Source organism: Leucobacter celer subsp. astrifaciens (assembly GCF_001273835.1).
Lineage (GTDB): Bacteria > Actinomycetota > Actinomycetes > Actinomycetales > Microbacteriaceae > Leucobacter > Leucobacter celer.
The window spans coordinates 187,116-213,089 of sequence record NZ_JHEI01000133.1 but is presented as its reverse complement, the minus strand read 5'-3'; the positions used below and the strand labels follow the sequence as shown (position 1 = coordinate 213,089).

Annotated in this window: 15 protein-coding genes; 7 read left to right on the top strand and 8 right to left on the bottom strand. The window is 70.0% G+C overall.

Going from position 1 to position 25,974, the window contains the following annotated elements:
* Positions 1-29 precede the first annotated feature (29 nt).
* Positions 30-644, top strand: a complete 615-nt coding sequence (locus AMS65_RS03390; RefSeq protein ID WP_053382759.1) for a helix-turn-helix domain-containing protein — start codon at positions 30-32, stop codon at positions 642-644.
* A gap of 66 nt (positions 645-710) precedes the next feature.
* Here AMS65_RS03390 and AMS65_RS03385 read toward each other — a convergent pair whose 3' ends face one another.
* Positions 711-7,790, bottom strand: a complete 7,080-nt coding sequence (locus tag AMS65_RS03385; protein WP_157502043.1) for a fibronectin type III domain-containing protein — start codon at positions 7,788-7,790, stop codon at positions 711-713.
* Positions 7,791-8,123: 333 nt separating this feature from the next.
* Here AMS65_RS03385 and AMS65_RS03380 point away from each other — a divergent pair, with 333 nt between their 5' ends.
* The gene (locus AMS65_RS03380; protein WP_053382757.1) at positions 8,124-8,519 is read left to right on the top strand and encodes a hypothetical protein; all 396 of its coding nucleotides are present in this window, start codon (positions 8,124-8,126) and stop codon (positions 8,517-8,519) included.
* Positions 8,520-8,920: 401 nt separating this feature from the next.
* Positions 8,921-9,904 carry a VOC family protein gene (locus AMS65_RS03375; RefSeq protein WP_241489321.1) on the top strand — a complete coding sequence of 328 codons (984 nt, stop codon included), beginning with the start codon at positions 8,921-8,923 and terminating at the stop codon, positions 9,902-9,904.
* Between the two features lie 11 nt (positions 9,905-9,915).
* On the opposite strand, the gene AMS65_RS03370 is transcribed toward AMS65_RS03375, so the two are convergent.
* The 3 genes from AMS65_RS03370 to AMS65_RS03365 form a co-directional block, all read right to left on the bottom strand.
* A complete protein-coding gene (locus AMS65_RS03370) occupies positions 9,916-10,176 on the bottom strand; it encodes a hypothetical protein (protein ID WP_157502041.1) in 261 nt (86 codons plus the stop codon).
* Positions 10,173-10,301, bottom strand: coding sequence for a hypothetical protein (locus AMS65_RS20455; RefSeq protein ID WP_277620055.1), 129 nt, complete (start codon positions 10,299-10,301; stop codon positions 10,173-10,175). Before AMS65_RS20455 ends, AMS65_RS03370 begins: the two co-directional genes overlap by 4 nt.
* A 286-nt stretch (positions 10,302-10,587) precedes the next feature.
* Positions 10,588-16,200 (bottom strand): DUF5979 domain-containing protein, encoded by a 5,613-nt coding sequence (locus tag AMS65_RS03365; protein WP_053382754.1) that lies wholly within the window; start codon positions 16,198-16,200, stop codon positions 10,588-10,590.
* A gap of 416 nt (positions 16,201-16,616) precedes the next feature.
* Between AMS65_RS03365 and AMS65_RS03360 the strand changes: the two genes are divergently transcribed.
* From AMS65_RS03360 to AMS65_RS03350, 3 genes are all read left to right on the top strand, one after another.
* Complete coding sequence (locus AMS65_RS03360; protein ID WP_053382753.1) at positions 16,617-17,585, top strand: AraC family transcriptional regulator; 969 nt, start codon at positions 16,617-16,619, stop codon at positions 17,583-17,585.
* 164 nt (positions 17,586-17,749) lie between these two features.
* Entirely contained in the window at positions 17,750-18,961 is a 1,212-nt protein-coding gene (locus AMS65_RS03355) for a hypothetical protein (protein WP_157502039.1), read from the top strand.
* 173 nt (positions 18,962-19,134) lie between these two features.
* On the top strand, positions 19,135-19,746 hold the full coding sequence (locus AMS65_RS03350; RefSeq protein WP_053382751.1) for a TetR/AcrR family transcriptional regulator: 612 nt from the start codon (positions 19,135-19,137) through the stop codon (positions 19,744-19,746).
* A gap of 19 nt (positions 19,747-19,765) precedes the next feature.
* Here the strand turns inward: AMS65_RS03350 and AMS65_RS03345 are convergent, their stop codons facing one another.
* From AMS65_RS03345 to AMS65_RS03330, 4 genes are read right to left on the bottom strand one after another with little or no spacing between them, the layout of a single operon-like run.
* Positions 19,766-20,566, bottom strand: a complete 801-nt coding sequence (locus AMS65_RS03345; protein WP_053382750.1) for an HpcH/HpaI aldolase/citrate lyase family protein — start codon at positions 20,564-20,566, stop codon at positions 19,766-19,768.
* A complete protein-coding gene (locus tag AMS65_RS03340; RefSeq protein WP_053382749.1) occupies positions 20,563-21,048 on the bottom strand; it encodes a MaoC family dehydratase in 486 nt (161 codons plus the stop codon). Before AMS65_RS03340 ends, AMS65_RS03345 begins: the two co-directional genes overlap by 4 nt.
* Positions 21,045-23,063 (bottom strand): acetyl/propionyl/methylcrotonyl-CoA carboxylase subunit alpha, encoded by a 2,019-nt coding sequence (locus AMS65_RS03335; RefSeq protein ID WP_053382748.1) that lies wholly within the window; start codon positions 23,061-23,063, stop codon positions 21,045-21,047. Before AMS65_RS03335 ends, AMS65_RS03340 begins: the two co-directional genes overlap by 4 nt.
* A 5-nt stretch (positions 23,064-23,068) precedes the next feature.
* Positions 23,069-24,640 carry a carboxyl transferase domain-containing protein gene (locus AMS65_RS03330; RefSeq protein ID WP_083451452.1) on the bottom strand — a complete coding sequence of 524 codons (1,572 nt, stop codon included), beginning with the start codon at positions 24,638-24,640 and terminating at the stop codon, positions 23,069-23,071.
* 169 nt (positions 24,641-24,809) lie between these two features.
* On the opposite strand from AMS65_RS03330, the gene AMS65_RS03325 reads away from it, so the two are divergent.
* Positions 24,810-25,961 (top strand): acyl-CoA dehydrogenase family protein, encoded by a 1,152-nt coding sequence (locus AMS65_RS03325; RefSeq protein ID WP_053382746.1) that lies wholly within the window; start codon positions 24,810-24,812, stop codon positions 25,959-25,961.
* Positions 25,962-25,974 lie beyond the last annotated feature (13 nt).

The following is a 25,974-nucleotide window of genomic DNA, read 5'->3' as shown; positions in this document are numbered from 1 at the left end:
GATTTTGCGGGATCTGCAAAGATGAGAGCATGCATGCGGACGTGGCCGAGATCCTGGGCGCAATCGGCCCGCGCCTGCGCAGGCTGCGGCAGGCACGGGGGCTCACGCTGACCGCGGTGGCCGAGCAATCGGGGCTGTCGGTGAGCGCCCTCTCACGAATCGAGACCGGGCGCCGGCAACCGACGCTCGACGTGCTGCTCCCGCTCGCGCGGACGTACGAGGTGTCGCTGGATCAGCTCGTGGCCGCACCGGCGACGGGCGATCCGCGTGTGCACCTGGAGCCCCAGCGGGCCGCCACCGGAGGCGTCGTCGTACCCCTGACGCAGTACCCGAGCCGCGTGCAGGTCTTCAAGCACGTGCTCGGGCCGCGGGATCCCCGGCTCGTCACGCACCCGGGCCACGCCTGGCTCTACGTGCTCGCCGGGAGGCTGCGACTGCTGCTCGGCGACGAGGATCATCTGCTCGACCCCGGCGAGACCGCGCAGTTCGACCCCATGACCCCGCACTGGTTCGGCCCCGCCGACGGTCTTTCGGTCGAGATCCTGCACCTCTTCGGGCCGCGCGGGGATCGGCCCATCACCCGCATCGATCGCGGCGGGGCCCGACGGGGCGCCGCCCGGGATGCACCCGCTGCCATCGACTGATGGACTCCTGCGCGCACGACGAAGCGGGCTCCGGAACGGAGAACCGCTCCGAAGCCCGCCGATCGCTCAGACCCTGCGGCGTCGCACGACGAGCCCCGCCCCGGCGAGCAGCAGCAGTGCTGCGAGCAGGCCGATCGGCGCAGCACCCGCGGCACCGGTTGCGGCGAGTCCGCCACCGGGCGTCGTGCTGGGGGCCTCGGGCTCCTCGCCCGGGCCGGGAGCCTCCGCAGCGGCACCCGCGACGGCCTGGGTGCCCGCGGCCGTGTCGGCGTTCGAGGCCGTCACCGTCAGCACCGCCTCCTGCCCCGGCTCCAGCCCGGTGACCACGATCAGCGCGCCGACGCGCTTCACCGTGCCGTGCGTCACGGTGACGGTGTACTCGAGCGACGGATCGTAGTCGAGGATCATCACCTCGAAGCCGTCCGCGGTCGGCTTCGGCTTCGAGAGCTTCGGCGCCGAGCCCGCCTGCTGCGCAGCCCCGGTCACCGATCCGGCGGCTTCGGTCGAGCCCGGGAGCTGCACCCGAGCATCGATCGTGGCGCTCTTGCCCGGAGCGAGGCCGGTCACGACGATGGTTGATCCGACCAGACGCACCGTCGTCCCGGGAGGCGCCGCGAGGAGGTACTCGGCGGTGGGATCGAAGTTGGTGATCTCGACGGTGAAGCCCTGCGCCGTGCGGGTCACCGGGCCGAAGGCTGGGGCGATGCCCGTCTCGAGCGCGGTGCCGGTCACGGGCGACGCGGCGTCGGTGTATCCGGTCTTCGACGCGGTCACACCCACCTCGCCGCTCGCGCCGGGCGCGAGCCCGGTCACGGTGATGGCGTCCCCGGCGCGGGAGGCGGCGGCGCCCGCGGGCAGCGCGGACGCGTCGAGCGCGTAGTCCGCGTCGGGATCGAAGTTCTCGATCCGCACCGTGTAGCCGTCGACCGTGCGCGTCGGCGTGCCGAACACCGGCGCCTCGCCGGTCTCCAGTGCCGCACCGCTCACCACGCGACTGCCGGACACGTAGCCCGTGCGGCTCGTCTCCGCGGTCACCGTCGCGGCGGCACCCGCGTCCAGGCCGGTCACGGTGACCACCCCCGAGGCGTCGATCGCGACGTCGCCGTGCGAAGCGGCGACCGACCAGTCGAAGGCGGGGTCGTGGTTCACGATCTCCACGGTGTAGCCGTCGGCGGTGCGGTTCACGGTCCCGAACTCCGGCACCAGCGCGGCCTCCAGGGCGGTGCCGGTCGCAGTCGCCGACGCGTCCGTGCGGTCGGCGCGGGACGCGGTCACCCCGACCGCACCCGTCGCACCGGCCTCCAGCCCGGTCACCGTGATAGTGTCCCCGCTCCGCGCGGCCGCGGCCCCCGCGGGCAGCGTCGACTCATCGAGCGCGTAGGCGGCATCGGGATCGAGGTTCGTGATGACGACGGTGTAGCCGTCGGCCGTGCGCACCGGCGCGCCGAACACCGGCGCGACACCGGTCTCCAGGGCAGCACCGGTCACCGAGGCCGAAGCATCGGTGAATCCGGACTTCGACACGGTCGCCTCCAGCGTCGCCTCCGCACCCGGCTCGACGCCGGTGACGGTCACGAGGCCCGAGCCGTCGACCGCGGCCGTCACGCCCGCCGGCACCGAGAACTCGTACTCGGCGTCCGCATCGAAATTCTCGATCAGCACCGTGTACCCGTCGGCCGTACGCGTCGGCGCGCCGAACACCGGCGCCACACCGGTCTCCAGGGCCGTACCCGCCACCGTCTCGGAGGCGTCGGTGGATCCGGACTTCGCGACCGTCATGCCCACCTCGCCGCGCTCACCTGGGGCCAGCCCGGTCACAGTGATCGTGTCACCGCTGCGAGCGGCATTCGCACCGGTCGGCAGCTCTGAGTCGTCGAGGGTGTACGCCGCGTCCGCGTCGTAGTTCTCGATCTGCACCGTGTAGCCGTCGGCCGTGCGCGTCGGCGTGCCGAACACCGGCGCCACCCCGGTCTCCAGGGCCGCGCCCGTCGCCGTGCCGGATGCTGGCATGAAGCCGGGCCGCGTGACCGTGACGCCGACTTCGCCGGCCGTTCCCGGGGCCAGCCCTGTCACGGTGACCGTGTCACCGGAGAGCGTCGCCGAGGCGCCCGTCGGCAGCGCCGCCGGGTCCAGCGCATACAGTGCCAGCGGCTGGTAGTTCGCGATGGTGACGGTGTAGCCGTCGGCCGTGCGCACCGGCGCGCCGAACACCGGCGCCACACCGGCGCCGAGTGCTTCGCTCGACGCGCTGCCGCTTCCGGGCACGTACCCCGAGCGACTGGTCTCGACCGTCACCGTCGCAGCGGCACCGGAGTCCAGTCCGGTCACCGTCACCAGTCCCGACGCACTCACCGTCGCCGCTCCGTCAGCGGCGTTCGCGGACCACGCGAACGCCGCGTCGTAGTTCTCGATCTGCACCGTGAACCCGTCGGCCGTACGCGTCGGCGTGCCGAGCACGGGCACGAGCGCCGCCTCGAGCGCCGATCCCGAGACGCTCTGCGACCCGTCCACGAATCCGATCCGGCTCGTTCCGACGGTCACGGAGGCCGCACCGCCAGGCACGAGGCCGGTGACGGTCACGAGGCCCGAGGAGTCAACCGTCGCCGATCCCGTGGAGGTCGCGGCCGTCCAGGCGAACGCCGCGTCGTAGTTGGTGATCTGCACGGTGAAACCGTCTGCAGTGCGCGTCGGCGTGCCGAAGATCGGCTGCAGCGCAGCGTCGAGCGCCGAGCCCTGCGTCGACCCGAGCGCGTCCACCGCCCCCGTCTTCGCGACCCGCACCGACACGCTCTCGGTGGCGCCGGGATCGACGCCGGTGACCGTGACCAGCCCGGTCGCGCTGACGACCGCCGTGACGCCGGGCGCCAGGCCGGAGGTCGAGTAGCTCGCCGTCGCGTCGAAGTTGGTGATCTGCACCGTGTAGCCGTCGGCCGTGGGCGCGGGCGCACCGAACTCGGGGGCCACGCCGGCGTTCAGCGCGGTGCCCATCACGGCGGCCGTGGCCGGCGTGAACCCGGATCGCGTCACCGTGACCCCGACCGTGCCGCCGGCGCCGGGAGCCAGGCCCGTCACCGTGATGGTGTCGCCGGATCGGGCCGCCGAGGCGCCCGCGGGCAGCCCCGCCTGGTCGAGGGCGTACGACGACGACGCGTGGTAGTTGGCAATGGTGACCGTGTACCCGTCGGCGGTGCGCGTCGGCGTGCCGAAGGTCGGCGGGGTGCCGGCCTGATTGGGCGTCACCGGAACGCGCGGATCGGAGCGCTCGGAGTACAGTGTGCCTCCGACGGGCGCCGTGGCCTCGGTCTGGATCGAGACGTAGTAGGTCGTGCCGTTCGCGAGCCCGGTGAAGTTGAGGCTGGTGCCCGTCGTGTAGAGGGGGCCCGAGACCACCGCGCCACCGCTCTGCGCGTTGAACAGCGTCACCGCGTACCGCGAGAGCGCGGTGCCGTTCAGGTCGGCCGGGCTCCAGCTCACCGAGGCGCCCCCGCTGCCGGGGGTCGCGACGATGCTCGTCGGCGCGAACGGATAGCCGTACGGGGTGCCGCTGCGCACGTTCGAGGCGAGGCCCGGGCCCGCCTCGCTCACCGCGCGCACCTGCGCGTGATACTGCGTGCCGTTGGTGAGGCCCGAGACGTTCGCCGGGCTGCCCGTGCCGAGCGAGAGCCAGGTCGCGCCGCCGTCGACGGTGTACTCGTAGCGCTGGATCGGCCGGTCCCCGGCGGTGCCCGCCGAGAAGGTCAAGGTCAGGCGCTGGTCTCCCGCGGTGGCAGCCGTGAGGTTCGGGGCTCCCGGTCGCACGAGCGGCATCGCCGAGGGGCGCCGCACCGACTCCGGTCCGGTACCGGCGGCGTTCTGCGCCGCTACGGCGACGAAGTAGGTGGAACCGTTGGCGAGGCCCTGGATGGTGCACGCCTCGTCGCCGGTGCTGGTGCACGAGGCCACGGGTGTGGTGGCGGCCGCACTCGCGTACGCGTAGGCCGTGTACCCGGTGACGGGCGATCCGCCGTCATCGGCCGGCGCCTGCCAGGCGACCTCGACCGAGGAGGTGTTCCCCACCGTGGTCACGTCCGTGGGCGGGCCGGGAACCGTGCGCGGGGTCGCTGTCTCGACCGCGACGGCGCCCGCGCCGATCGCGTTCACCCCGCGCACGCGCACCTCGACGGGAGTTCCGTTCGCGCGGCCGGTCAGCAGCAGGGCGCCGGAGAGGCTGCCCGTGTCCACCCAGGTGTCGCCGCCGTCGAGCGAGTACTCGATTCCGGTCAGCGGAGCACCCCCGTCGGAGGGGAAGGAGACCGCGACGGCGACAGTCGTGTCGCCGGCGGTCAGCGTGAGCGCCGGCTGCGGTGGGGCCGCTGACGGGCTGGCGCCGAGCGGGTTCGAGCCGCCGCTCACCCCGACCGCGTTGCGTGCGCGGAGCTGCACGGTGACGCTCTCGCCATTGTTCAGGCCGGAGATCGTCACCGGTCCTTCGATGCGGCCGGTGGAGTGCCAGTTCGCACCTCCGTCGAGCGTGTACTCGAGGTCGGCGATCGGGGATCCGCCGCTGGCTCCCAGTGCCGCTTCGACCGTGAGCTGTCCGTCGCCCCGCTGCAGCGCCGTGAGCGTCGGCGCCTCGGGCGCGGAGGCGGGGGTGCCGGAGACGGGGGCCGAGCTCGCGCCGTCGCCCGCATTCGTCACGGCGCGCACCAGCACCGGGTAGGAGGTGCCGTCGGTAAGACCGCCGATGACGAAGCGATCGGAGAGGGATCCGGTCGACGCCCAGCTGTCGCCGCCGTCGACGGAGTACTGGTACTCGGTCACCGTCGCGCCGCCGTTGTCGCCGGGCGTGAACTCGACGGCCAGGGCGCCCGGCTGCGAGACGACCGCGGTGATCGTCGGAGCACCGGCGAGCACCGGCGGCACCGGTCCGAGGGTGTTCAGCGCGGAGGAGGCGGGACCGGCGCCGACGGCGTTGACGGCGCGCAGCGCGATCGGATACACGGTCTCGGGATCGAGTTCTCCGCCGTCGCTCCCCTGCGCGATGGTGAACGGAGACGCGCCCCCTCCGGCAGCGGCGGCCCAGCTCAGGCCGCCGTCCGTCGAGTACTCGTAGCCGCTGATCGCGGATCCGCCGTTCTGCGCGGGCGGGGTGAACTCCACCTCAAGGGCGCCCGCCTCGTTGTCGCGCACCGAGGTGATGCTCGGCGCACCCGGCACCGTGGCCGGCGTCGCCGCGACGGTGCTCGCGGGCCCCGCCCCGACGGCGTTGACCGCACGCAGCTGCACGCTCTGCTCCACTCCGTTCGCAAGGCCCGGGATCGTGATCGGCCCAGACAGGCCGATCGGCGCCCAGCTCGCGCCGCCGTCGAGGCTCACCTCGACGCCGGTGATCGGCGATCCGCCGGTGGTGCCGAGCGCGAAGTCCACCGACACCGCGCGGTCGAGCCCGACCGCCGCGGCGTCGACGAGCGCCCCCGGCACGTCGGGAGTCGTCACGGTGACCGGCGCGCTGGGCGCTCCCGCCCCGAGCGCGTTCACCGCGCGGATTTCGACCCTCGCGGAGGCGCCGTCGTCGAGTCCGCTCAGTGCGAGCGGACTCGTGCCCGAGGCGATTGTCTGCCAGGAACCACCGTCGAGGCGGTACTCGTAGCCGGTGATGGGCGATCCGCCGTCGAATCCCGCGGCGAAGGAGACGGTGCCGGTGCCGACGCCTGCGGCGACCCCGGTGACGGTCGGCGCACCGGGAACCGCCCGCGGGGTGCCGCTCTCGGGGGCGCTCGCGGCGCCGGCCCCGACGCTGCTCGTCGCGCGGATCTCGATGCTGTAGGGCGTGCCGTTGCTCAGACCCGGGATCGTGATCGGCTGCCCGATACCGGCCACGGGCACCCAGGCGCCGCCGTCGACCCGGTACTGGTAGCCGGTCGGCGGGGCACCGGTGGCGGGCGCGGTGAAGCCGACCGAGAGCGCGCCGTCCAGCGGAGCGACATCCGTGATCGTCGGTGCGGACGGCAGCGCGAAGGGGGTGAGCGGCTGGGACTGCGGCGAGTAGTCGCCGATCCCCGCCGGCGTCACCGCGGCGACGCGGAAGACGTAGGCGGTCCCGTTGCTCAGCCCTGTGACCGTCTGCTCGGTGGCGGCGGATCCGACGGACGGGGCATCGTTCCAGCTCGTGCCGCCGTCGGCGCTGTACTGCACCCGGTAGTCGGTGACGGGCCCCTGGCCGATCTCGGTCGGCGCATTCCAGTAGAGATCGACCTCGCCGATGCCCGCGACGCCCTGCGGCGCGGCGGGTGCGGCCGCGACGCCGGTCACCCATCGGATCACGATCGATCCGTGACCCGTGTTCTGGGCGAGGTGCTCGTAGCCCGCGCTGAGCGCGGTGAACGACGCCGTGGAGTTCTGGCCGACCGAGCCGCCGTAGCCGAACCACTCGGTCGAGGTGCCCGCGCCGAATTCCACGCGCCCCTGGGCACCGCCGTGGGCACCGCCACCGCCGCCGCCGGATCCGCCGCCGTCGTTGTTGCCGCCCGTCGGCTGCAGCCCTGCCTGGCCGCTCGTGGAGACGGCATCGGTGCGCGGCACGAAGGTGCTGTCCGCGACACGGCCCTTGGTAGGCGCGTACTGGCCGGAGCCGCCGTTGCCGCCGCCGCCGCCCGCGACGATGTCGACGCCGTCGATGCGCAGCACGCTCGCCGCGCCGCCGGCGCCGCCCTGACCCGAGCTGCCGGCGGTGCCGACCCTGCCGCCCATGCCGCCGTCGTAGCCCGACAGCGGGTTGTTCCCGCCCGCCGGCCCGGCGGCAGTGCCCTGGGCGCTGCTCGCGCCGGTGGCCCCGCCGCTGCCGACGGCGACGGTGAGCGCCTGGCCCGGAGTCACGTCGATAGTGCCGGTGACCAGGCCTCGGTAGGTGCCGGTGGCCGGAGCACCGGCGGCGTCATCGCCGCCGTTGCCGCCCTGGCCGCCGCGGATCTCGACCTGCACCGAGTGCACGCCGCTCGGCACCGACCACACCGCGGTAGACCCGGTGTAGGCGAACGACTGCACGTGCTGTTGCGGCGCCGCCAACCCCGGCGATCCGGTGGCAAGCAGGCTGCCGCCCACGAGCGCCGCAACAGTTCCGAATGCGAGTGCGGTCCACAGCGAACGGCGCACGACTGACTTCTGCAAGGTACCCAACCTTCTGCGCACTGGGCTCCCCTTCGGCTGATGCGTTACTCCGACTCGCCAGCGCGTCGGCACCAATGCTATTTGTGCCCGGAGCCCTCGATGCGACGCGGCGGGAAACACTATCCCGGTTCTTCTCCCTCGCCGAGCACGCGCCGAGTACGCGCCGGGTGATCACCGGATGGCCCCGGGTGCTCGCTCAATGAGCCGTCCGCGGGTCGGCGCGGAGCACCCGCAATCCGACGTGCGGCAGGGGTCCGCGGTGATCTACGATCGCAGCGAACCCCTTTTTTTGCGAGCCTGGTTCCCTCGCCACGGATGAGGACGGGAGCGCGGGTGAACCTGATCGACGCTCTCGGAACCATCGGTGAGGTGCTCTCCTGGCTCGGACTGGGCATCGGCCTGCCCGCTCTGCTGTTCGGACTCCTGGTGAAGGCCGGCGACGGCCGCTGGGTGCCCGTCGAGATCGTGCTCGTCGCCGAGGGCTCGCGGATCCGCGCCCGATGGTACGCCGCGAACGGCTTCTGGGAGCGCCTGCTGACCGGAGACGAGACACTGCTCTGGCGCGGGCGCGAGACCGCAAACGCCTTCATCAGTGAACGCCGCCCCGACAGAATGCGGCCGGAGCCGCGCCGCCCGGTGGTGCACGCCGTCTACGTCGCGGGGATCACCCTCACCGCCATCGGGGTCGTGAGCCTGCTCCTCTCCTTCCTCCCACTGATCGCCTCCTGAGTGGGCGCCTCGAGCGCGTCCGCTGGGTGCGGACAAGCTATTACCCCCGCGGCGTTATCAGTTGAGCCGTCGCGCCAGGGGCTGCCCGCACCATTGGGGATACTGGGCAAGGCTTTTCACCGGACCAGGAATTCGCTCCACTGTCTCGCCGAGCTCGAGAACGGCAACGAGGATCCCTTGTGCGAGATGGTTCAGGCTGTCGTCACCATACTGAACATGAGCCTTGCGAAACCGACACTCGCCAACGCCCTGAGGATCAGCTCCGGTATCGCGTTCCGCCCTGTCCCCGGGCAGCGGGCCGACGCAATACGATCCAAAAGCGGGAATGCGGCCCACCGCGCCTTTGCGCCCACCACGGATTCCCAGGAATGCGGGTTCCCGCACCCGCGTTCGGGGAGGGCATGGCAGTTTTCTCAGCGCTCCCCCGGTCTCGGGCCCTCCTGATCGTCTCCGTCGTCATCGTGCTCGCCGCGATCGCGGGGATCGTGTGGGGCGTCATCGCCTCGTCGCGCTCGAGCGCGGAGGATGCCGCACCGTCGGCCGCGCTCCCCGACGACACGTCCATGGGGGTCGTGGAGCTGAACGCCCACGACCTCCCGAAGGTGCGGGCGTACTACGAGGACGCGGTCGGCCTCACGGTGCTGAGCGAGTCGGATGACGAGGTGGTGCTCGGGCTCGATGCCCCGCTGCTGCGGGTGACGTCGGGATCGGGCGGCGAGTCGGGCTCCACCCTCGCAGAGGCGGGCCTCTACCACTCGGCGATCCTCTATCCCGACGAAGCCGCTCTCGCGAGCGCCATCATGAACATCGCGACCGTCGCTCCCGAGACCTTCCAGGGCTCGGCCGACCACGCGGTGAGCCAGGCCTTCTACTTCCTCGACCCCGAGGGCAACGGCCTCGAGCTCTACGTCGACCGGCCGCGCAGCGAATGGCGCTGGGAGAACGGCGAGGTGCAGATGGGGTCTGCGGAGCTCGACCCCAACGCCTTCATCCAGGAGCACCTCGGAGCGGGTGCCGCCGATCCGGCCTCCGCGACCATGGGGCACGTGCACCTGAAGGTCGGCGACCTCGACGAGGCACGGGCCTTCTACGCCGACGCCCTCGGTTTCGCGGTGACCTCGCAGACCGACGGGGCTCTGTTCTACGCAGCCGGCGACTACCACCACCATCTCGCCACGAACACCTGGCAGAGCGCCGGCGCGGGCGCTCGGGAGAACGCCACCGGCCTCGGCTCCCTCACCATCACCGTGCCGGGGGCCGACGCCGTCGACGAGATCGCCGAGCGGCTCGACGCGGCCGGCCACGACTACGAGCGTTCGGTCGATGGCCTCACGACCGCGGATCCGTGGGGGAACTCGGTGCAGATCTCGACAACGGCGGGCTGAGCGTTCCTCGCTCAGCCCTCATCGAGGCCTCGGAGCTTCTGAGTGAGAACGGGATCCGTCCAGTAGTCGAGATGCCACCGAACCGGCATTCCCTCTCCGATCGGATCCACCGCATCCTCGTTGTCGATACGCGTCTCCAGCTTCCCCGCGTTCGCCGTCCGTACGTCCCGCCACAGCGGGCTGCCGTTCGGGGCATCCACCACCACCTTCGACTCAGCGGCTCCCACCGCCTCCGCCGGATCCGCGGGATCGCTGATGCACATATCGCTCACCCGCTCTCGCCGTCGGCGTCCTCGTGCATCAGTTCCGGATCGCGGCGCGCCCGCCGCCGCAGAACGAGGCCGAGCGGCACTGCGAGGGCGGCGAGGAGCCTCAGGAGCCGGTTCGCCGGATTCATCCGACTCGCCTGGCGCTCAGTCGCCTGCGTGTCGGAGCACGCCGCCGGGCTCAGTAGGGCGGCACACCTGCGCCGGATGCGGCGGAGGTGTGCCGACCCGGAGTGTGTTTCCAGCGCCCGGCGGTACCGGGAGGCGGAGAAGGGGCGACCCGCCACCGCTATTTGGGGTTGGCGGTGGCGGGTCTTGGGGAAGCGGTAACAGATCTCGCCTTGGGGGGGGGGGAGAGGGAGGGCGAGTCCAGCCAGGGAGGGCCGGGACGTTCTGTTACCGCCGTCTAACGGCTGCTCACGTCTCCGACGGCGCATCTCCTCGCTGGGCCGCCTGTCGGCGGCGGGTGAGCAGGAGCGCCGCGCCGGTGAGGAGCAGACCCAATGCCGACCAGAGCACACCGAGGAGCGGCGCGGCACCGGTGATCGGCATCGTCGGCGGAGGGGTCGATGTCTTCTGATCGAGGGTGAAAGTGTTCGTCACCTCGACGGTGTTCGCCGACCCGGTGACGCGGCTCAGCTCGCCATCGGCGGTGCCGCCCGCGGTCGCACCGTCGCTATCGACGATCGTGACCGTCGCCCCCTCGGGCACGTTCGTCTCGACCACCTTGCAGGTGACACCCGCGAGCACGGAGACGGTCTTGTTCTCACCGTCCCGCAGACCGAACGACGCATCGCCTTCGGCGAGCGGATACTCGACCGTCTGCTCGACCCCGTCCTCGCCGCGCACCGGGTAGGTGCATGCGAGCTCGAAATCGTACGCCTCGCCGGTGCCCGGCCCGACGACCTTCTTCGACACCGTCAGCTCGCTCCGATCGAAGGTATTGGTGGCCGCGAGTTCGAGGGTCTGCAACTCGTCGGGTGCTCCCGCGGTCACGACGGCCGCATCCTCGTAGGAGGTGAAGTTCACCGCGATATCGTCGGCCCCCTGGTCGGCGGTCTCCTGCATCCAGCAGTGAGCGCCGACGGGGAGCTTCACCGGCACTCCGCCGACCTCGGGAATCACGGCGGTACCGGGGGTGAGCCAGAGCTTGCCGCTGTACAGCGTGAGCAGCGCACCATCGCGTTCGATCGCGCAGTCGAGCTGCACCTCGTAGTCCAGTCCGGTGATGAACGTGTCGTCCTGCGCAGCGCCCGCGAGTTCCTTGAGCGCCTGCACGGCGCCCGCCGAGTACTCGTTGACGAACCCGGCGATCTGCTCGGTCTGCGGATCCTGCTCGATGACCAGCTGCACCGGGGCCGGCGTCTCGTCGGCGCCGCCGCTGTCGGTCTCGGTGATGGTGCAGCTCGCGCCGACGGGCAGGCCCGTGATCGGCTCAGAGGTCAGCACGCCCGATCCGTCGTCCGCGAGGGCGATGGTCGTCTCGAAGACGCCATCCTCCCCGTTGAACGAGCAGGTGACCGCGAAGGTGAACTCTCGCCCGTCGGTGCCCAGGTCTCCCCCGACGCCCCGGACCTCCTTGCGAATCTTGAACTGGCCCGCGTCGAACGTGTTGGTCACGGTGAGGGTGAATTCGCCGTCCTCCACATCGAGCGTGAGCCCGTCGCTCGGGTCGATGGCGACACTCGTCGCTCCGCCCATCCCCGTTTCGGCAGCAGTGCAATGCGAGCCGAGCGGAGCGAACAGCTCCTCGAACTCGCCGCCCTTCAGAGTGACGGTTCTGGGGTACCCGGGTACGGCTGCGTCATTGTTGGTGCATGCCACCTGGACGATGAAGTTGCCGGTGCCGTACTGCGCTGCGTCGCCGTCGACCGCCTTCGCGACCGTGAACTTCGCGGCGGGGGTGAGCGCCAGGTCGAGCGTCAGGTTCGTGAAGTCGTCGGTGGTGAGGGGCGAGGCCGAAAGCCCCGCGGCGTTCTCACCCGTCGGCTCGGCTCCGGTGATCGGGTCGGCTGCGGTATCGGCGCTCAGGGTAATGAGCCCGGAGGAGCGCACGCCAACACCATCTGCGATGGCGTGGTGGTCGCCGTCCTCGTTCACGTCGCCGTTCGGATCGGACACCGCGCCGGGGGCGGCAACTGCTCCGGCCAGCAGACCGCCGTCGGCGAACTCGGATGCCGGGATGGTGACGTAGTAGTCTCCGGCGGGCAGATCGTTGACGATCCAGCGTCCCTCCTGTGCTCCGCCGAGTGTCGCGGCGGTGTCCACCACCGTCCCCGCCGCGTCGCGCACCTGCACCGTGACGCCTTCCGGGGCCGGCCGATCCGTGCCCGCGGTGTAGGCCCCGTCGCCGTCGATATCGAACCAGATGAAGTCGCCCAGTGAGAATCCGAGCACCCGCACCGACACGGTGTTCGAGGTGAGCAGCTGATTGCCGCCGTCGAGTGTCGGGCTGATCGCAGTGAAGCGGTTGGTGTACACGTCTCCCGCTTCGTTCTCGGCCTGGTCGGTCTGGAACGCGATCTTGATCCCCGATCCCGAAGCGTCGGCGGTCGTCGCCAGCGGGGTCGCCGACACGAACTTGAAGCCGGTCGCATTCGGGGTGAAGGTCGTCGACCAGATCGAGGGGTCGGTGTCGTCCTGCTGCCGCTGGGGGATCTCTGATCCCGGGACTGTCGTGTAGTAGAAGACGCCGGCGCGCGGGGTGGCCCCGTCGAAGTCGGTCGCGACCGGAGCGGCGTTCAACCGATTCGTTCCCGCGTAGTCCGATGGGGGCGTGCGCTGCACATTCGCGTCGTTCGTCGCGTCGCCGCCGTAGGGCAGTGCATCGTAGATCGTCGGAGCCTGGATCATCAGGGTTTCGCTGAAGTTCTTGACCTCCAGCGTGTACCGTTGGTCGTCATCCTGCAGATCGAGCCGGCGATCCACACTCTTCTTCAACTGCACTTGGCCCGACTGCTCGATGCGGATGGTGTGGTCATCGAAGTGCCTCGACACCCGGGGCACGCCGTCTGCGGCGATCAGCACCTCGTTCACCGCGGTGGTGTTCGGGGGCGACATCGGATCGGTGCGTGTGGCGACCTTGAGCACGGGCAGATCCTCGTTCGGCGTACGGATACCGAGGCTCCATACGACGGTCGTGGTGCCGTCGGGGTTCACCGTCGCCGACGAGGGGGCGGGGAATCCGCCCGCTGTGGCGAGCGCCTGCGTCGCGGCTTCGTCGTACACGACATACTCCGGCAGGGTGTCGGTGACGGTGATGCCGGCCACCGGGGCCGGCTCGTCGGAGGCCGCGGTCAGTGTGGGCGTGAGCTCCCAGACCACCGGCCTCCCTGCGACCGCGGCACCGGTGACGCCGTAGTTCGAGACCCCCGATGAGGCCTCTCCGTCGACGGTCTCGTCGATCGTGCGTTTCTGGATGCGCAGGTCGGCCCGGGCAACGGTCCAACGATCTCCGTACGTGGAACCGTTCTCGCCGGTCTGGTGCGTGCCACCTGTCATGCCCGCCCCTGGCATATAGCCGTTGCCGGCCCAAGCTGTTGCGAAAGTCGAAGTCGACACATTACCGAAGTTGACGGCGACCGTGCCCGACGGGATCGTCTCGCCTGCGTGCGGCCCGCCGTTGTAGGTGTCGCGCTGCTCGAACGCGAGATACCAGTACTCGATGTCGCCGCCCTGCACCACGTAGCCCGGTGCGGTCTTCGCCCACACCACGTTGACCGCGTCGACGCCGCCCGGCACGTCCTCGGGCGAGTCGTACCAGGTGATGTCGGCGGAGCCGCAGGCGGTGCCGCTGCCGCTCGCCGCGGCCTTCTGGTTGCTCCAGTCCCCCTCGTACCGGTCGGTCGCTGTGTCGAAGACTCCGGTGTTCGGGTCATCGCCAGTCAGGTCGACGGTGCCGTACTTGATCTCCCAGTCGCCCTGCCGCGCCTGCTGTTCGGCGGGTGCTTCGGTCGTTCCGTTCCGATAGCGGAGCACTGCAGAGTAGCGGCCGGCATCAAACGGATTCGTCGCTGATACATCCTGCGCGAGCGGTGCGAGCTTGAGCATCGTGCGGTCGAAGACGTCGCACATCTCCGCGCGCGTCATGTCCGTGCCGGTGTTGTTGAGCACCTGCCGGGATGAGAAGGTCTGGCCCGGTTGTACTTGGCCGTCACCGCCGTGTGCAACCGAGAGATTCGGGAGCGAAGCCACTCCGTTCGCCCATCCGGTGGTGGCGTCGTTGAGGTACTTGCCCCATGATCCCGCCGAGATGCGCAGGGTGCTGGGACCGGCAACGTTATTGCTGCGACGGCCGTCTTCCATCACGTCGCAATTCGTGGCCTGGTCGCTCGAGGGACCGGCCAAGCAGGATCCGGGCTCGTTGCCCGAGCCGAAATTGCTGGCGCCCGAGACACTTTCGGGGTCGAAGTCGCCCACGCGGTTGAAGATGCTGAGCTCGCCGACGCCGTCGGTGGCGGCGCCCTGCATACGATCGATCTCGGTGAGCGGAACGAACACCCGCACGCGGTAGGACGCCACGTAGTAGGGGCCGGCGGCCAGGGACTGTCCCCCGATCGTCTGCGTGGGGTAGGAGATACCCGAGGTATCGATGCCCTGCAGCGTGAAGGTGTAGTTGCCGGTGTCGGCAGCACCTGTGCGCTCGTAGGCGCAATTGCCTGAGTGGCGGGCGCTGTTGGCCTCGGTGGCCAGCAGCGAGTAGCCGATCCGGCTGTAGACCGTGGTGCTCGGATTGATGCCGCTTCCAGGAAGCACACCATGATCACACAGGTCGATGTACCACTTGAGATCGGTCACCGGAGAACCTACCGGCTCACCGTCCGGGCCGGCCACGCTGCGAACACCCCAGAAGCTGTCTTCAAAGGTGAGCGGCTGCTCGAAGGCCTCGACGCCGACCTTCCGGTCGGTCGAGATCTTCAGGTTGTAGTACGTGAAGATGCCACGGACCGGTTCACCATCGATGCTCTTATAGCCGGTATATGTACGGTCGCCCGGAGTCTTCTCGAGGTCGTACCGAGGTGCCGCGGTGATCTCGATCGGCGGTACCTCGGGGCCGGGAGCGGGCTGCGCGGTGGCCGCACCGTTGCCGTCGACCGCGTAGAACCGGGACTCCGTCTCGAACGATGAACCGTTCGGTGAGGTGGCCGACGGCTGCACCAGGGTCGACAGAATGTAGGCCGACGGCGCCGGAGAGACTCCCATCTCGCCCAGCACGCAACTCAGTACCACACTCGTAGTGCCGGCAGGCGGGTCTGCTTTCGCGGCGATGGTGGTGCCGGAGGGCTGCGCGACGATCGTGCTCTGGGCCTGATCGCAGATCGCCGGGATCGACACGAAGTTCGCCACCGCTCCGTCGGAGAACAAGATCGTCTGCTCGAAGACCGCATCCGCGAAGGTGTCGCCGATCGAGCCGTCCTCGCTCTCGGCCGTCAGCGACCAGTTGAAGGCCACGATGTCGGCGGAGCGGACCCGCGTGTTGGAGGTGCTGTCGTCGAAGCCGTCCTCCGCCGAATTGGGGTCCCAGGTCGGCGCGCCGGTGAGGATCGACTTGCCGCCGACACCGTTCGGGTCGTCGGCGAGTTTCAGGTCCAGCTTCCACACCGGGTACACCAGGGCGTTCAGCTCGACGTCGGTGCCCGTGAGGTCGGCGACCGCGCGATTCGGTGCGCTGCTGCGCGCGAAGTGGTTCTCGGCGTTCGTCGTCGTGTAGGTCCCGTAGACATCGCCGTTCGCGTCAGCGGTGACGATCTCGATCCGCGCCGGAGTGCCCGTCACGGCGGACTCCGAGATCGCCCAAGTGCCGTCAGCGGCGGTCACCGTGCTCGCCAGCAGGTTGCCGTCCGCGTCGAGCACATTGACGGTCACCCCCTCGAGACCCACATCGGCATCGCCGGCTGCCCCGGCGTCCAACGCGCCGTTCTTGTTCGCATCCGAGTACACGGTGCCGTGCGCGAGATCGCCCGGCGCGGCCCACGCCCCTGCGGGAACGAGCAAGACGGCGAACAGCGCCAGCACAAGCCCGATCCCCATCAGGGCCTTGGTACCGCCTTCAGCTCGGCGCACCCCAAATCTCACCAGCATTCTGCCTCCCGCAGTTTCATCGCTCGTTCCCGGGCCCACGATCCGGAACACGGAACGGAGCGAACCGCTGATTCGCTCCATCGGGTCCGTCCCTCGATTCACGGCGGATGTCAGCCGGAATAGAGCTCACCAGCACAGTTGTGGCGGTCGGAACACGTAGGTATCTCGAGTAAAGCCGCGCACGCCTCCGCCCGACATACGTTTTGAGTCACGTCTTTGTCCTATTTGTGCCGCGTCGGCCCGCTCCACGACTTCGGAGGCCGGAGTTCGGGCACTATGCAAGCTGATGTAGGATCTTCGCAACTTGCTGCTGAGCGCACGCAGAGCATCCTCATGCCGTTCGACTCGAGTCAAGGTGGTTCTCAATGTCAGAGACGCGGGTGTTCCGCACAACCGACGTCGACCATGCAATTGAGATCGGCTCGCGCGCTTTTTACGACCACCGCCTGTCGCCGAAAAGATCTCGTACTCCCTTCGCCTACTCGCTGATCGCGAGTCCGCTCGGAGCTCTGACCTTCGGAGAGCTCCACTACGGGTGCGAAGTCAGCCTCACGGTGGGCGGCCAGGACCAGTTCTACAGCGTCAGCGCTCCCGATGTCGGAAATCTCGACCTGACCACCGGCAGGCGTACTTTCACCGCAACGCCGTTCGCAGCAGCAGTGTCCGGGCCGGTCGACGGCGTGGAGATCACCGGATGGGCGCTCGGCTCCGAGCGCCTGACCATGGTCCGGTTCGATAGACGCACCATGGAGGCTCAACTGGCCCGGCTGCTGGGAGCGGAGGCCACCAGCGAGATCCGTTTCCTCCGCTTGCTGGATCTGCGCACCGTTCGTGGCCGTCAGTGGTGGAGCCTCGTCACCATGATGCGCGAAGCGATGAAGAGTCCCTCCGGCCTGGTGTCGAATCCCTACTTCGTCACCCAGATCTCGGACACGCTGATGACCGGCCTGCTCCTCGCCGCCGAACACCAGTACCGCGAGGCCCTCGATTCGCCGCCGCGTCGCTCGAGTCCCGCAGTGGTGAGACGCGCTCAGGCCTTCATCGAGGAGAACGTCCGGCAGGCGATCACCGTTCCGGACATCGCAGCCGCGGTCGGGGCGAGCGTGCGCACGCTCCACCGCGGCTTCACCGAGCACCTGAGTGTCAGCCCTGGGGCGTATCTCACGCGCATGAGACTGGAAGGCGCGCACCACGACCTGGTCCGAGGCACCCCGGAGACGATCTCGGTCTCGGATATCGCCACGGAGTGGGGGTTCTACAACCACGGACGCTTTGCGAGCTCGTACCGCACCCGTTACGGCCAGCTCCCATCGCGCACCTTGCGCGGGCGCTGAGCGATCCTGCTCCGCGGAGATCGTGCCGAGCCGCCGGTGCGGGACGAGACCGATCGGTTCGACAACGATCAGGACAGGCTGTCGCCCGCGACCGACAGATCAGTGATATCGTCTCCGCAGGAAAAGCTCACTGCTGGGGGGGAACCTCAGGAGAGAAGCTCGACATGAACACCGATCCTTGTGTACTCGCCGCCACGGGAAACCCTGCGATGCCGCCCCTGCTGGGTGCGGTGGCCGCGCTGCTGCTCATCAGCACGGCGCTTCTGATGCTGAGGCGAAGATCCGGCTCGCGGACGGGCGCGGCGGTGATCGGCGCACTCGCGATCGCCGGCTTGCTCGTCTTCGCACCCGTGCTGCATGCGATGCCCGCCCATGCGGCCGCGCAGCAGTCGCAGACAGACCCGTGCGAGAAAACACCGGAGCCGGAGCCGGATCCGGTGGACGAGGAGGTTACCCCGGTCGCCCCGGAGTTGGGCGAGGCGGAGTGCGGGGAGGAGCCGGCTGTCGAGGTCCCCGACACCGAGGGGATCACCTACACCACCACCCGCGACGGCAGCAGCGTCACTGTCACCGCCACCGCCGACGATGGCTTCACCATCGCCGACGGCGCCACCACCGTCTGGGTCTTCGACGTCACCCCGGTCCCCTGCCCGGATTCACCGGTCACTCCGGTGGAGCCGCGCCTCGGAACCGCCGAGTGCGGGGAGGAGCCGGCCGTCGAGATCCCCGACACCGAGGGCATCACCTACACCACCACCCGCGACGGCAGCAGCGTCACTGTCACCGCCACCGCCGACGATGGCTTCACCATCGCCGACGGCGCCACCACCGTCTGGGTCTTCGACGTCACCCCGGTCCCCTGCCCGTGCACGCCCGACGAGCTGGTCTGGGGCGACGACGTCTCTGAGTTCTATCTGGATCCGGGTACCGGAACGCTCGCCAACCTCCCATCCGGGTGGGCGGCGAATCTCACGGACCAGGGTGCTACCTTCTCCGTCACCCGGATCCGAACCGAAGAGCTTCGCGGCCACTGGGTCGCCACGCTGGGTGAGCTTCCCGCGGATATCGAGAGCGGCGAGGTGACCTTTACTGGGACCTGGGAGCACTCCGGAACAGACGGGACGGCCGATACCGCCGGGAACCTCCAATTCGCGCTGAGCGAAACCGCCTACCGCTCCGCATGGGATGAGTATTACACCGCGGTCGCCGAACTTACTGCGCAGTATCCCGATCTCGGCATCGACTTCGCGTTCGAGTACATCAATGAGACCTACCTGACGAGACTATCGGTCGGAATCATCGACAGCTGCGGCGGGGAGAACACCCGCACCTTCGAGAGCACGCTGGGAGGCGGAGGAAGCGGCGGCAACAACTGAGTCGGACACACGGTCTTGGCCGGCGCGACAGTCGCACCGGCCAAGACGGTACCGGAGCCCTCCGTGCCGGCCGCCGCGGCGATCGACGCCACCGACATCGCGCAGGCGCGGGCGGCCGTCGCCCGGCTGCACGGCCGTCGCGGCGCCGTGCGGACTCTCGATAGACTCGACCCATGGCGACCTGGCGTGCGACCCAGAAGGCGAATCGGCGCGCCGCACTCATGCAGAGCTCTGCCCGGCTGTTCGCGGAGCGCGGCTTCAACTCCGTCTCCACCGTCGAGCTGGGAGAGGCCGTCGGCATGAGCGGGCCCGCGCTCTACAACTACTTCCCCAGCAAAGAGGCGCTGCTCGGCGAGCTCCTGGTCGATGTCAGTTCGCGACTGCTCGCGGGGTGCCTGCAGATCGTCGGCGATGACCGCACGCCCGAGGAGATCCTCGAAGAGCTGATCGCCTTCCACGTGGAGTTCGCGATCGCCGAGCCCGACATCATCGTGGTACAGAGCCGGGAGCTCGCGAACCTTCCCGAGGAGACGAACCGGAAGGTGCGCCGCCTGCAGCGGGAGTACCTGCGCGAGTGGGAGAGGGTGCTGACGGCGATCCGGCCCGAGTTCGGCTCGGAAGAGGCGCAGACCCGCCTGCTCGCCGTCGTGGGTCTGCTCAACTCCACCCCGCACAGCGCGGCCTCGAGCGGGCCGCGCGCGGCTCGCCTCCTCTCCGCGATGGCGCACGCGGCGCTGCTCTCGCCGGTGCGCGAGACCGAGGCGAGCGGGGCCGCCGGGGCGTAGCGCGACGCCCGAAGCGGGATCAGTCGGTTCCGAGGATCGCCCGCGCCTGGCGCAGCACCGGCTCGTCGATCATCCGGCCCTCGAAGCCGAAGACGCCGTGCTGCCCCTCGGCGGCGGCGATCACGCGCTGCGCCCACGCGCGCTGCTCGGCCGCGGGCGCATAGGCCTCGCGGATCACCGCGGCCTGGGAGGGGTGGATGCAGGCCGTGGCGTCGAAGCCGCACGCGACGGCGTCGAGGGCCTCCCGGCGCAGCCCCTCCGCGTCGGCGATCTCGAGGTGCACGGCGTCGATCGCGAGCCTGCCCGCGGCCTTTGCCGCGAGGAGCACCCGCGAGCGCGCGTATCGGGCGACATCGCGGTAGGAGCCGTCGGGGTGCCTGCTCGAGCGCCCGCCCATGCCGGCGACCAGATCCTCGGCCCCCCACATCACGCCGGCCACGGCCGAATGGCGGGCGATCTCCGCGCAGTTCTCGACGCCGAGCGCGGTCTCGCAGAGCGCGATGACCCGATATCCTGCGGCGGCGAGGCCGTCGAGCTGCGCGCCGCGCTCGGCCTTCGCCAGCATGACGGTGCGATAGGAGGTGCCGGCCAGCGCCTCGAGATCGGCTTCGTGATCGGCCCCGCCCGCCGGGTTGACGCGCACGATCGCACGGTCGGGATCGGCCTCGTGCGCCACGAGCGCGGCACGAGCCGACGCCTTGTCCGCCGGAGCCACGGCGTCCTCGAGATCGATGATGACCGTATCGGCGGCGGCGAGCGCCTTCGCATATCGCTCGGGCCGATCCGCGGGGCAGAAGAGCAGCGCGGGCCCCAGCATCATTCCCCCTCCCGGTCGGGCGCGCACCGCATCAGCGTCGACCGCGTGGCGAGCGCGACCACGGCATCGTGCTGATTGCGCATGGTGTGCTCGAGCGTCACGATGCCCTGCCCCGGACGGGACGCCGAGGGGCGCTTGCCCGCGATGCGGGTCTCGGCGTACAGCGTGTCGCCGATGCGCACGGGAGCCGGGAACGATACCTCGGTGAAGCCGAGATTGGCGACGATCGTGCCCATCGTGAGCTGGGAAACCGAGAGTCCCACCAGCGTCGACAGCGTCAGCATGCTGTTCACCAGCCGCTCGCCGAACTCGGTGTCCTCGCTCCACGCGGCGTCGAGGTGCAGCGACTGCGTGTTCATCGTGAGCGTGGTGAAGAGCACGTTGTCGGCCTCGGTGATCGTGCGGCCCGGGCGGTGCAGGTACACGGCGCCCTCCTCGAACTCCTCGAAGTAGAGCCCGCGCTGCTCGATGCGTCTTCCGCTCATGAGTCCTCCTCGGTCTCCGATGTCTCCGGTATCTCCGCTGTCTCCGCTGCGGTGATGACCGCGAGCGTCTGGCCCCGAGCCACGGTGTCTCCCGCCACCGTCCGCAGCGACACCACGCCCGCGACTCCCGCCCGCAGCACATGCTCCATCTTCATCGCCTCGACGACGACGATCGGGGTGCCGACCGCTACCGTCGCGCCGTCCTCGACCGGGGTCAGTACCACCGTGCCCGGCATCGGCGACTCGAGCCGCGGCTCGGCGCCCGCCTCGGCTTCGGCGCCGTGGTGCCGTCGTTCGGTGCGGATCTCGAGTTCGGCGCCGTCCCGCACGAGGCTCACCCGGCCCCGATCCACTCGGACGAACGAACTGCGGGTCGCACCGTCGAGACCGATGGTGCACCGGTGCGCGTCGTGGCGCATCAGCTGCACGGCGCGGGCCTCGGGTTCGTCGCCGACGCGCACCCGCAATCCGTCGGGCGCCGCCCCCGAGACGCGCACGGTGCGCCGCTCCTCGCCGCTGACCAGCGAGTAGACCCGGGGGCTCGGCTCGCCGAGGCGCCAGCCGTCGCGGCGTTCCCACGGTCCTCGCCCCGAGCGAGCCGCCGCGTCCGCGTCGAGCAGCAGCGCCGCCTCGGCGAAGGCGCGGTCATCCGGTCGCGCATGCGAGATGCGATCCTGCTGCCGCTCGATCAGGCCGGTGTCGAGTTCGCCTGCGCGAACCTCGGGAAGCTCCAGCAGCAACCGCATGAACTCGATGTTCGTGGGGAAGCCGATGACCGCCGTGTCGCTAAGTGCAGCGACGAGCCGCCGCCGAGCAGCCTCTCTCGTCTCGCCCCAGGCGATGATCTTGGCGAGCATCGGATCGTAGTCGACGGAGACCGTGAGGCCGGAGGAGATCGCGGTATCGACCCGGATCCCCGGTCCGCCGGGATGCGCGACGAACTCCACCCGTCCGCCGGTCGGCAGGAACCCGGCGGCGGGATCCTCCGCGTACACACGGGCCTCGATGCTGTGGCCGGTGAAACGGACGTCGTCCTGCGCGAGCCGGAGACGTTCGCCCGCTGCGATGCGCAGCTGCTGCTCCACCAGGTCGACGCCGGTGATCTGCTCCGTCACGGGGTGCTCCACCTGCAGCCGCGTGTTCATCTCCATGAAGAAGAACTCGTCGGGGCGGGAGGCCTCGACGATGAACTCGACGGTTCCCGCACCTCGGTAGTCGACGCTCCGCGCGGTCTGGCATGCGGCCTCGCCGATCGCGGCGCGGGTCGCCTCGTCGAGCAGCGGGGACGGGGCCTCCTCGATCACCTTCTGATGGCGGCGCTGCAGCGAGCACTCGCGCTCCCCCAGGTGGATGACGCCGCCGTGCTGGTCGGCGAGGATCTGCACCTCGATGTGCCGGGGAGTCGAGAGGTAGCGCTCGATGAAGAGGGCGTCGTCTCCGAAGGCGGCCTCGGCCTCGCGCCGCGCCGCGGCGATCGCGGGCGCGAGCCCGGACTCGTGCTCGACGACGTGCATGCCCTTGCCGCCGCCGCCCGCGGAGGGCTTGATCAGCAGCGGATAGCCGATGGCGGGTGACGCGTCGATCAGCTCCTGGTCCGTGAGCCCCGGCCTCGCGACGCCCGGCACCGTCGGCACGCCGCGCTGCTCGACGGTGAGCTTCGCGGTGATCTTGTCCCCCATCGCCTCGATCGCCTCCGGCGTCGGGCCGATGAACACGATCCCGGCGGCCGCGCAGGCCCGCGCGAAGCCGGCGTTCTCGGCGAGGAAGCCGTAGCCGGGGTGGATGGCCTGGGCGCCGCTCTCGAGTGCCGCGGCGATCACGGCATCGATGTTCAGGTAGCTCTGCGAGGCGGGGGCGGGCCCGAGCCGCCTGGCGCTGTCGGCGAGCACGACGTGGTCTGCGGCCGCATCGGCATCGCTGTACACCGCGACGGAGCGGATCCCGAGACGCCGCAGCGTCTCGATGATGCGGCAGGCGATCTCGCCCCGATTGGCGATCAGTACCGTCTCGAACATCTCGCTCACATCCTGAATACGCCGTAGCCGGCATCGTCGAGGGGCGCCCGCATGACCACGTCGAGCGCGAGCCCGAGCACGTCGCGGGTCTGACCGGGCTCGATGATCCCGTCGTCCCACAGGCGCGCGGTGGAGTAGTAGGGGCTGCCCTGGGCCTCGTACTGCGCCCGGATCGGAGCCTCGAACTCCGCCTGCTCCTCGGCCGACCAGGAGCCGCCGCCCGCCTCGATCTGCTCCCGGCGCACGGTCGAGAGCACGGAGGCCGCCTGCGGCCCGCCCATCACCGACACCCGGGCGCCGGGCCAGAGCCAGAGGAATCGGGGCGAGTACGCGCGGCCGCACATCGAATAGGTGCCGGCGCCGAAGGAGCCGCCGACCACCACCGTGAGTTTCGGCACCGAGGCCGTGGCGACCGCGTTCACCATCTTGGCGCCGTGCTTGGCGATGCCGGCCGACTCGTACTCGCGCCCGACCATGAATCCGGCGATGTTCTGCAGGAACACGAGCGGGATGCGCCGCTGATCGCAGAGCTGGATGAAGTGCGCGCCCTTCAGCGCCGACTCGCCGAAGAGCACGCCGTTGTTGGCGAGGATCCCGACCCGGTTCCCGTGGATCGTGGCGAAGGCCGTGACGAGCGTCTCGCCGTACTCGCGTTTGAACTCCGAGTACTCGCCGCCGTCCACGACCCGGCTGATGATCTCGCGGACGTCGTAGGGCGTCGTGAGTTCCACCGGCACCACGTCGAGCAGGTCGCCGGGTGCGGGATCGGCCGCCCGCTCCGGCATCACGGCTTCGAGGAGCGGGGGGTGCGGCGGGAGGGTGGCGACGATGTCGCGCACGATCTGCAGCGCGTGCTCGTCGTTCTCGGCGAGGTGATCGGCGACACCCGAGACGCGCGTGTGCACCTCCCCGCCGCCGAGCTCCTCCGCGGTGACGACCTCGCCGGTCGCCGCCCTCACCAGCGGCGGGCCGCCGAGGAAGATGGTGCCCTGGTTCCTGACGATCACGGTCTCATCGCTCATCGCGGGCACGTAGGCTCCGCCGGCCGTGCTCGAGCCCATCACCGCGGCGATCTGCGGGATCCCGTCGCGCGACATGCGCGCCTGGTTGAAGAAGATCCTTCCGAAGTGGTCCCGGTCGGGGAAGACCTCGTCCTGCATCGGCAGGAACGCCCCGCCGGAGTCGACGAGGGAGACGCAGGGCAGACGGTTCTCGGCGGCGATCTCCTGCGCACGCAGGTGCTTCTTCACGGTGATCGGGTAGTACGTGCCGCCCTTCACCGTGGCGTCGTTGGCGACGACCATGACGTGCCTGCCGTGGATCAGGCCGATGCCGGCGATCAGGCCGCCGCTCGGGCAGTCACCGCCGTACAGTTCGAACCCGGCGAGCGGTGCGATCTCGAGAAACGGGCTCCCCTCGTCGAGCAGCTGGTCGATCCGGTCGCGCGCCAGCAGCTTGCCTCGAGACACGTGCCGCTCGCGGGACCGCTCGGGGCCTCCCCGCGCGGCTTCGCCCAGCCGCGCGCGCAGTTCCTCGACCAGCCCGCGGTACGTCGGAGACTGCTGTGTCGGAGCCATGTCAGTCGCTCTCCACTCCCGCATCGCGCCACGCCGCGCGATGCAATCCGCTGCCACAAGGATTACTAACCAGTAATTGAACACTACCTAAAAATCAGAAATATTGCTATCCTCATCACGAAGTGAGTTACTCATTAGTAATCGAAGCAATGCAGCTTGGAGCACTCCCATGACCCACCCCGATCTCACCGATGAGGAGAACGCGCTCGCAGAGATGGTGCGCGAATTCGCCGAGAACGTCGTCGCACCGCAGGCCTACGAGGCCGATCGCACGCACACCCTCAACATGGACGTCGTCGCGCAGATGGGCGAGCTGGGCCTGTTCGGCCTCCCCTTCCCCGAAGAGCACGGCGGACAGGGCGGCGACTACTTCGCACTGTGCCTCGCGATCGAGGGACTGGCGCGCGTGGATCAGTCGATCGCCATCACGCTCGAGGCCGGCGTCAGTCTGGGCGCCATGCCCATCCACCGCTACGGCACCGACGAGCAGCGACGCGAGTACCTCCCCCAGTTGCTGGCGGGGCGGGCGCTCGCGGGCTTCGGACTCACGGAGCCCGACGCGGGATCCGACGCGGGCGCGACCAAGACCACCGCGCGCCTCGAGGGCGACGAGTGGGTGATCAACGGCACGAAGCAGTTCATCACCAACTCCGGCACCCCGATCACGCGCTTCGTCACGGTCACCGCCGTGACGGGCGAGACCGACGGCAAGAAGGAGATCTCCACGATCATCGTGCCGAACGGCACACCCGGCTTCACCGTGGAACCGGCCTACGACAAGCTCGGCTGGCACGCCTCCGACACCCACCCCCTCACCTTCCAGGACGCCAGGGTTCCCGCCTCCAACCTCCTCGGGCAGCGCGGTCGCGGCTTCGCGAACTTCCTCGACGCGCTCGACGAGGGGCGCATCGCGATCGCCGCCCTCTCCACCGGCGCCGCCGAGGGCTGCCTCGAGGCCTCCGTCGAGTACGCGCGGGCGCGCACCGTGTTCGGCGCTCCGCTCTCGACGCGACAGGGCATCCAGTTCATGATCGCCCGCATGCAGCAGCGCGTCCATCTCGCACGCCTCGCCTGGCACCACGCGGCTCGACTGCGCGACGCGGGGAAACCGTTCAAGACCGCGGCCGCCCTGGCGAAGCTCACCGCGAGCGATGCCGCGATGGACAACGCCCGCGACGCGACGCAGATCCACGGCGGAAACGGATTCATGAACGAGTATCCGGTCGCACGCCACTTCCGCGACTCGAAGATCCTGGAGATCGGCGAGGGCACGAGCGAGGTGCAGCTGCTCCTCATCAGCCGTTCGCTCGGACTCGCGTAACCCCATCCGCTGG

Bases quoted from the DNA above. Each gene is read 5' to 3' on its own strand.
- AMS65_RS03375 (WP_241489321.1), top strand. From the start codon at position 8,921: ATGGCAGTTTTCTCAGCGCTCCCCCGGTCTCGGGCCCTCCTGATCGTC.
- AMS65_RS03360 (WP_053382753.1), top strand. From the start codon at position 16,617: ATGTCAGAGACGCGGGTGTTCCGCACAACCGACGTCGACCATGCAATT.
- AMS65_RS20455 (WP_277620055.1), bottom strand. From the start codon at position 10,301: ATGAATCCGGCGAACCGGCTCCTGAGGCTCCTCGCCGCCCTCGCAGTG.
- AMS65_RS03390 (WP_053382759.1), top strand. From the start codon at position 30: ATGCATGCGGACGTGGCCGAGATCCTGGGCGCAATCGGCCCGCGCCTG.
- AMS65_RS03340 (WP_053382749.1), bottom strand. From the start codon at position 21,048: ATGAGCGGAAGACGCATCGAGCAGCGCGGGCTCTACTTCGAGGAGTTC.
- AMS65_RS03345 (WP_053382750.1), bottom strand. From the start codon at position 20,566: ATGATGCTGGGGCCCGCGCTGCTCTTCTGCCCCGCGGATCGGCCCGAG.
- AMS65_RS03330 (WP_083451452.1), bottom strand. From the start codon at position 24,640: ATGGCTCCGACACAGCAGTCTCCGACGTACCGCGGGCTGGTCGAGGAA.
- AMS65_RS03325 (WP_053382746.1), top strand. From the start codon at position 24,810: ATGACCCACCCCGATCTCACCGATGAGGAGAACGCGCTCGCAGAGATG.
- AMS65_RS03335 (WP_053382748.1), bottom strand. From the start codon at position 23,063: ATGTTCGAGACGGTACTGATCGCCAATCGGGGCGAGATCGCCTGCCGC.
- AMS65_RS03365 (WP_053382754.1), bottom strand. From the start codon at position 16,200: ATGGGGATCGGGCTTGTGCTGGCGCTGTTCGCCGTCTTGCTCGTTCCC.
- AMS65_RS03355 (WP_157502039.1), top strand. From the start codon at position 17,750: ATGAACACCGATCCTTGTGTACTCGCCGCCACGGGAAACCCTGCGATG.
- AMS65_RS03350 (WP_053382751.1), top strand. From the start codon at position 19,135: ATGGCGACCTGGCGTGCGACCCAGAAGGCGAATCGGCGCGCCGCACTC.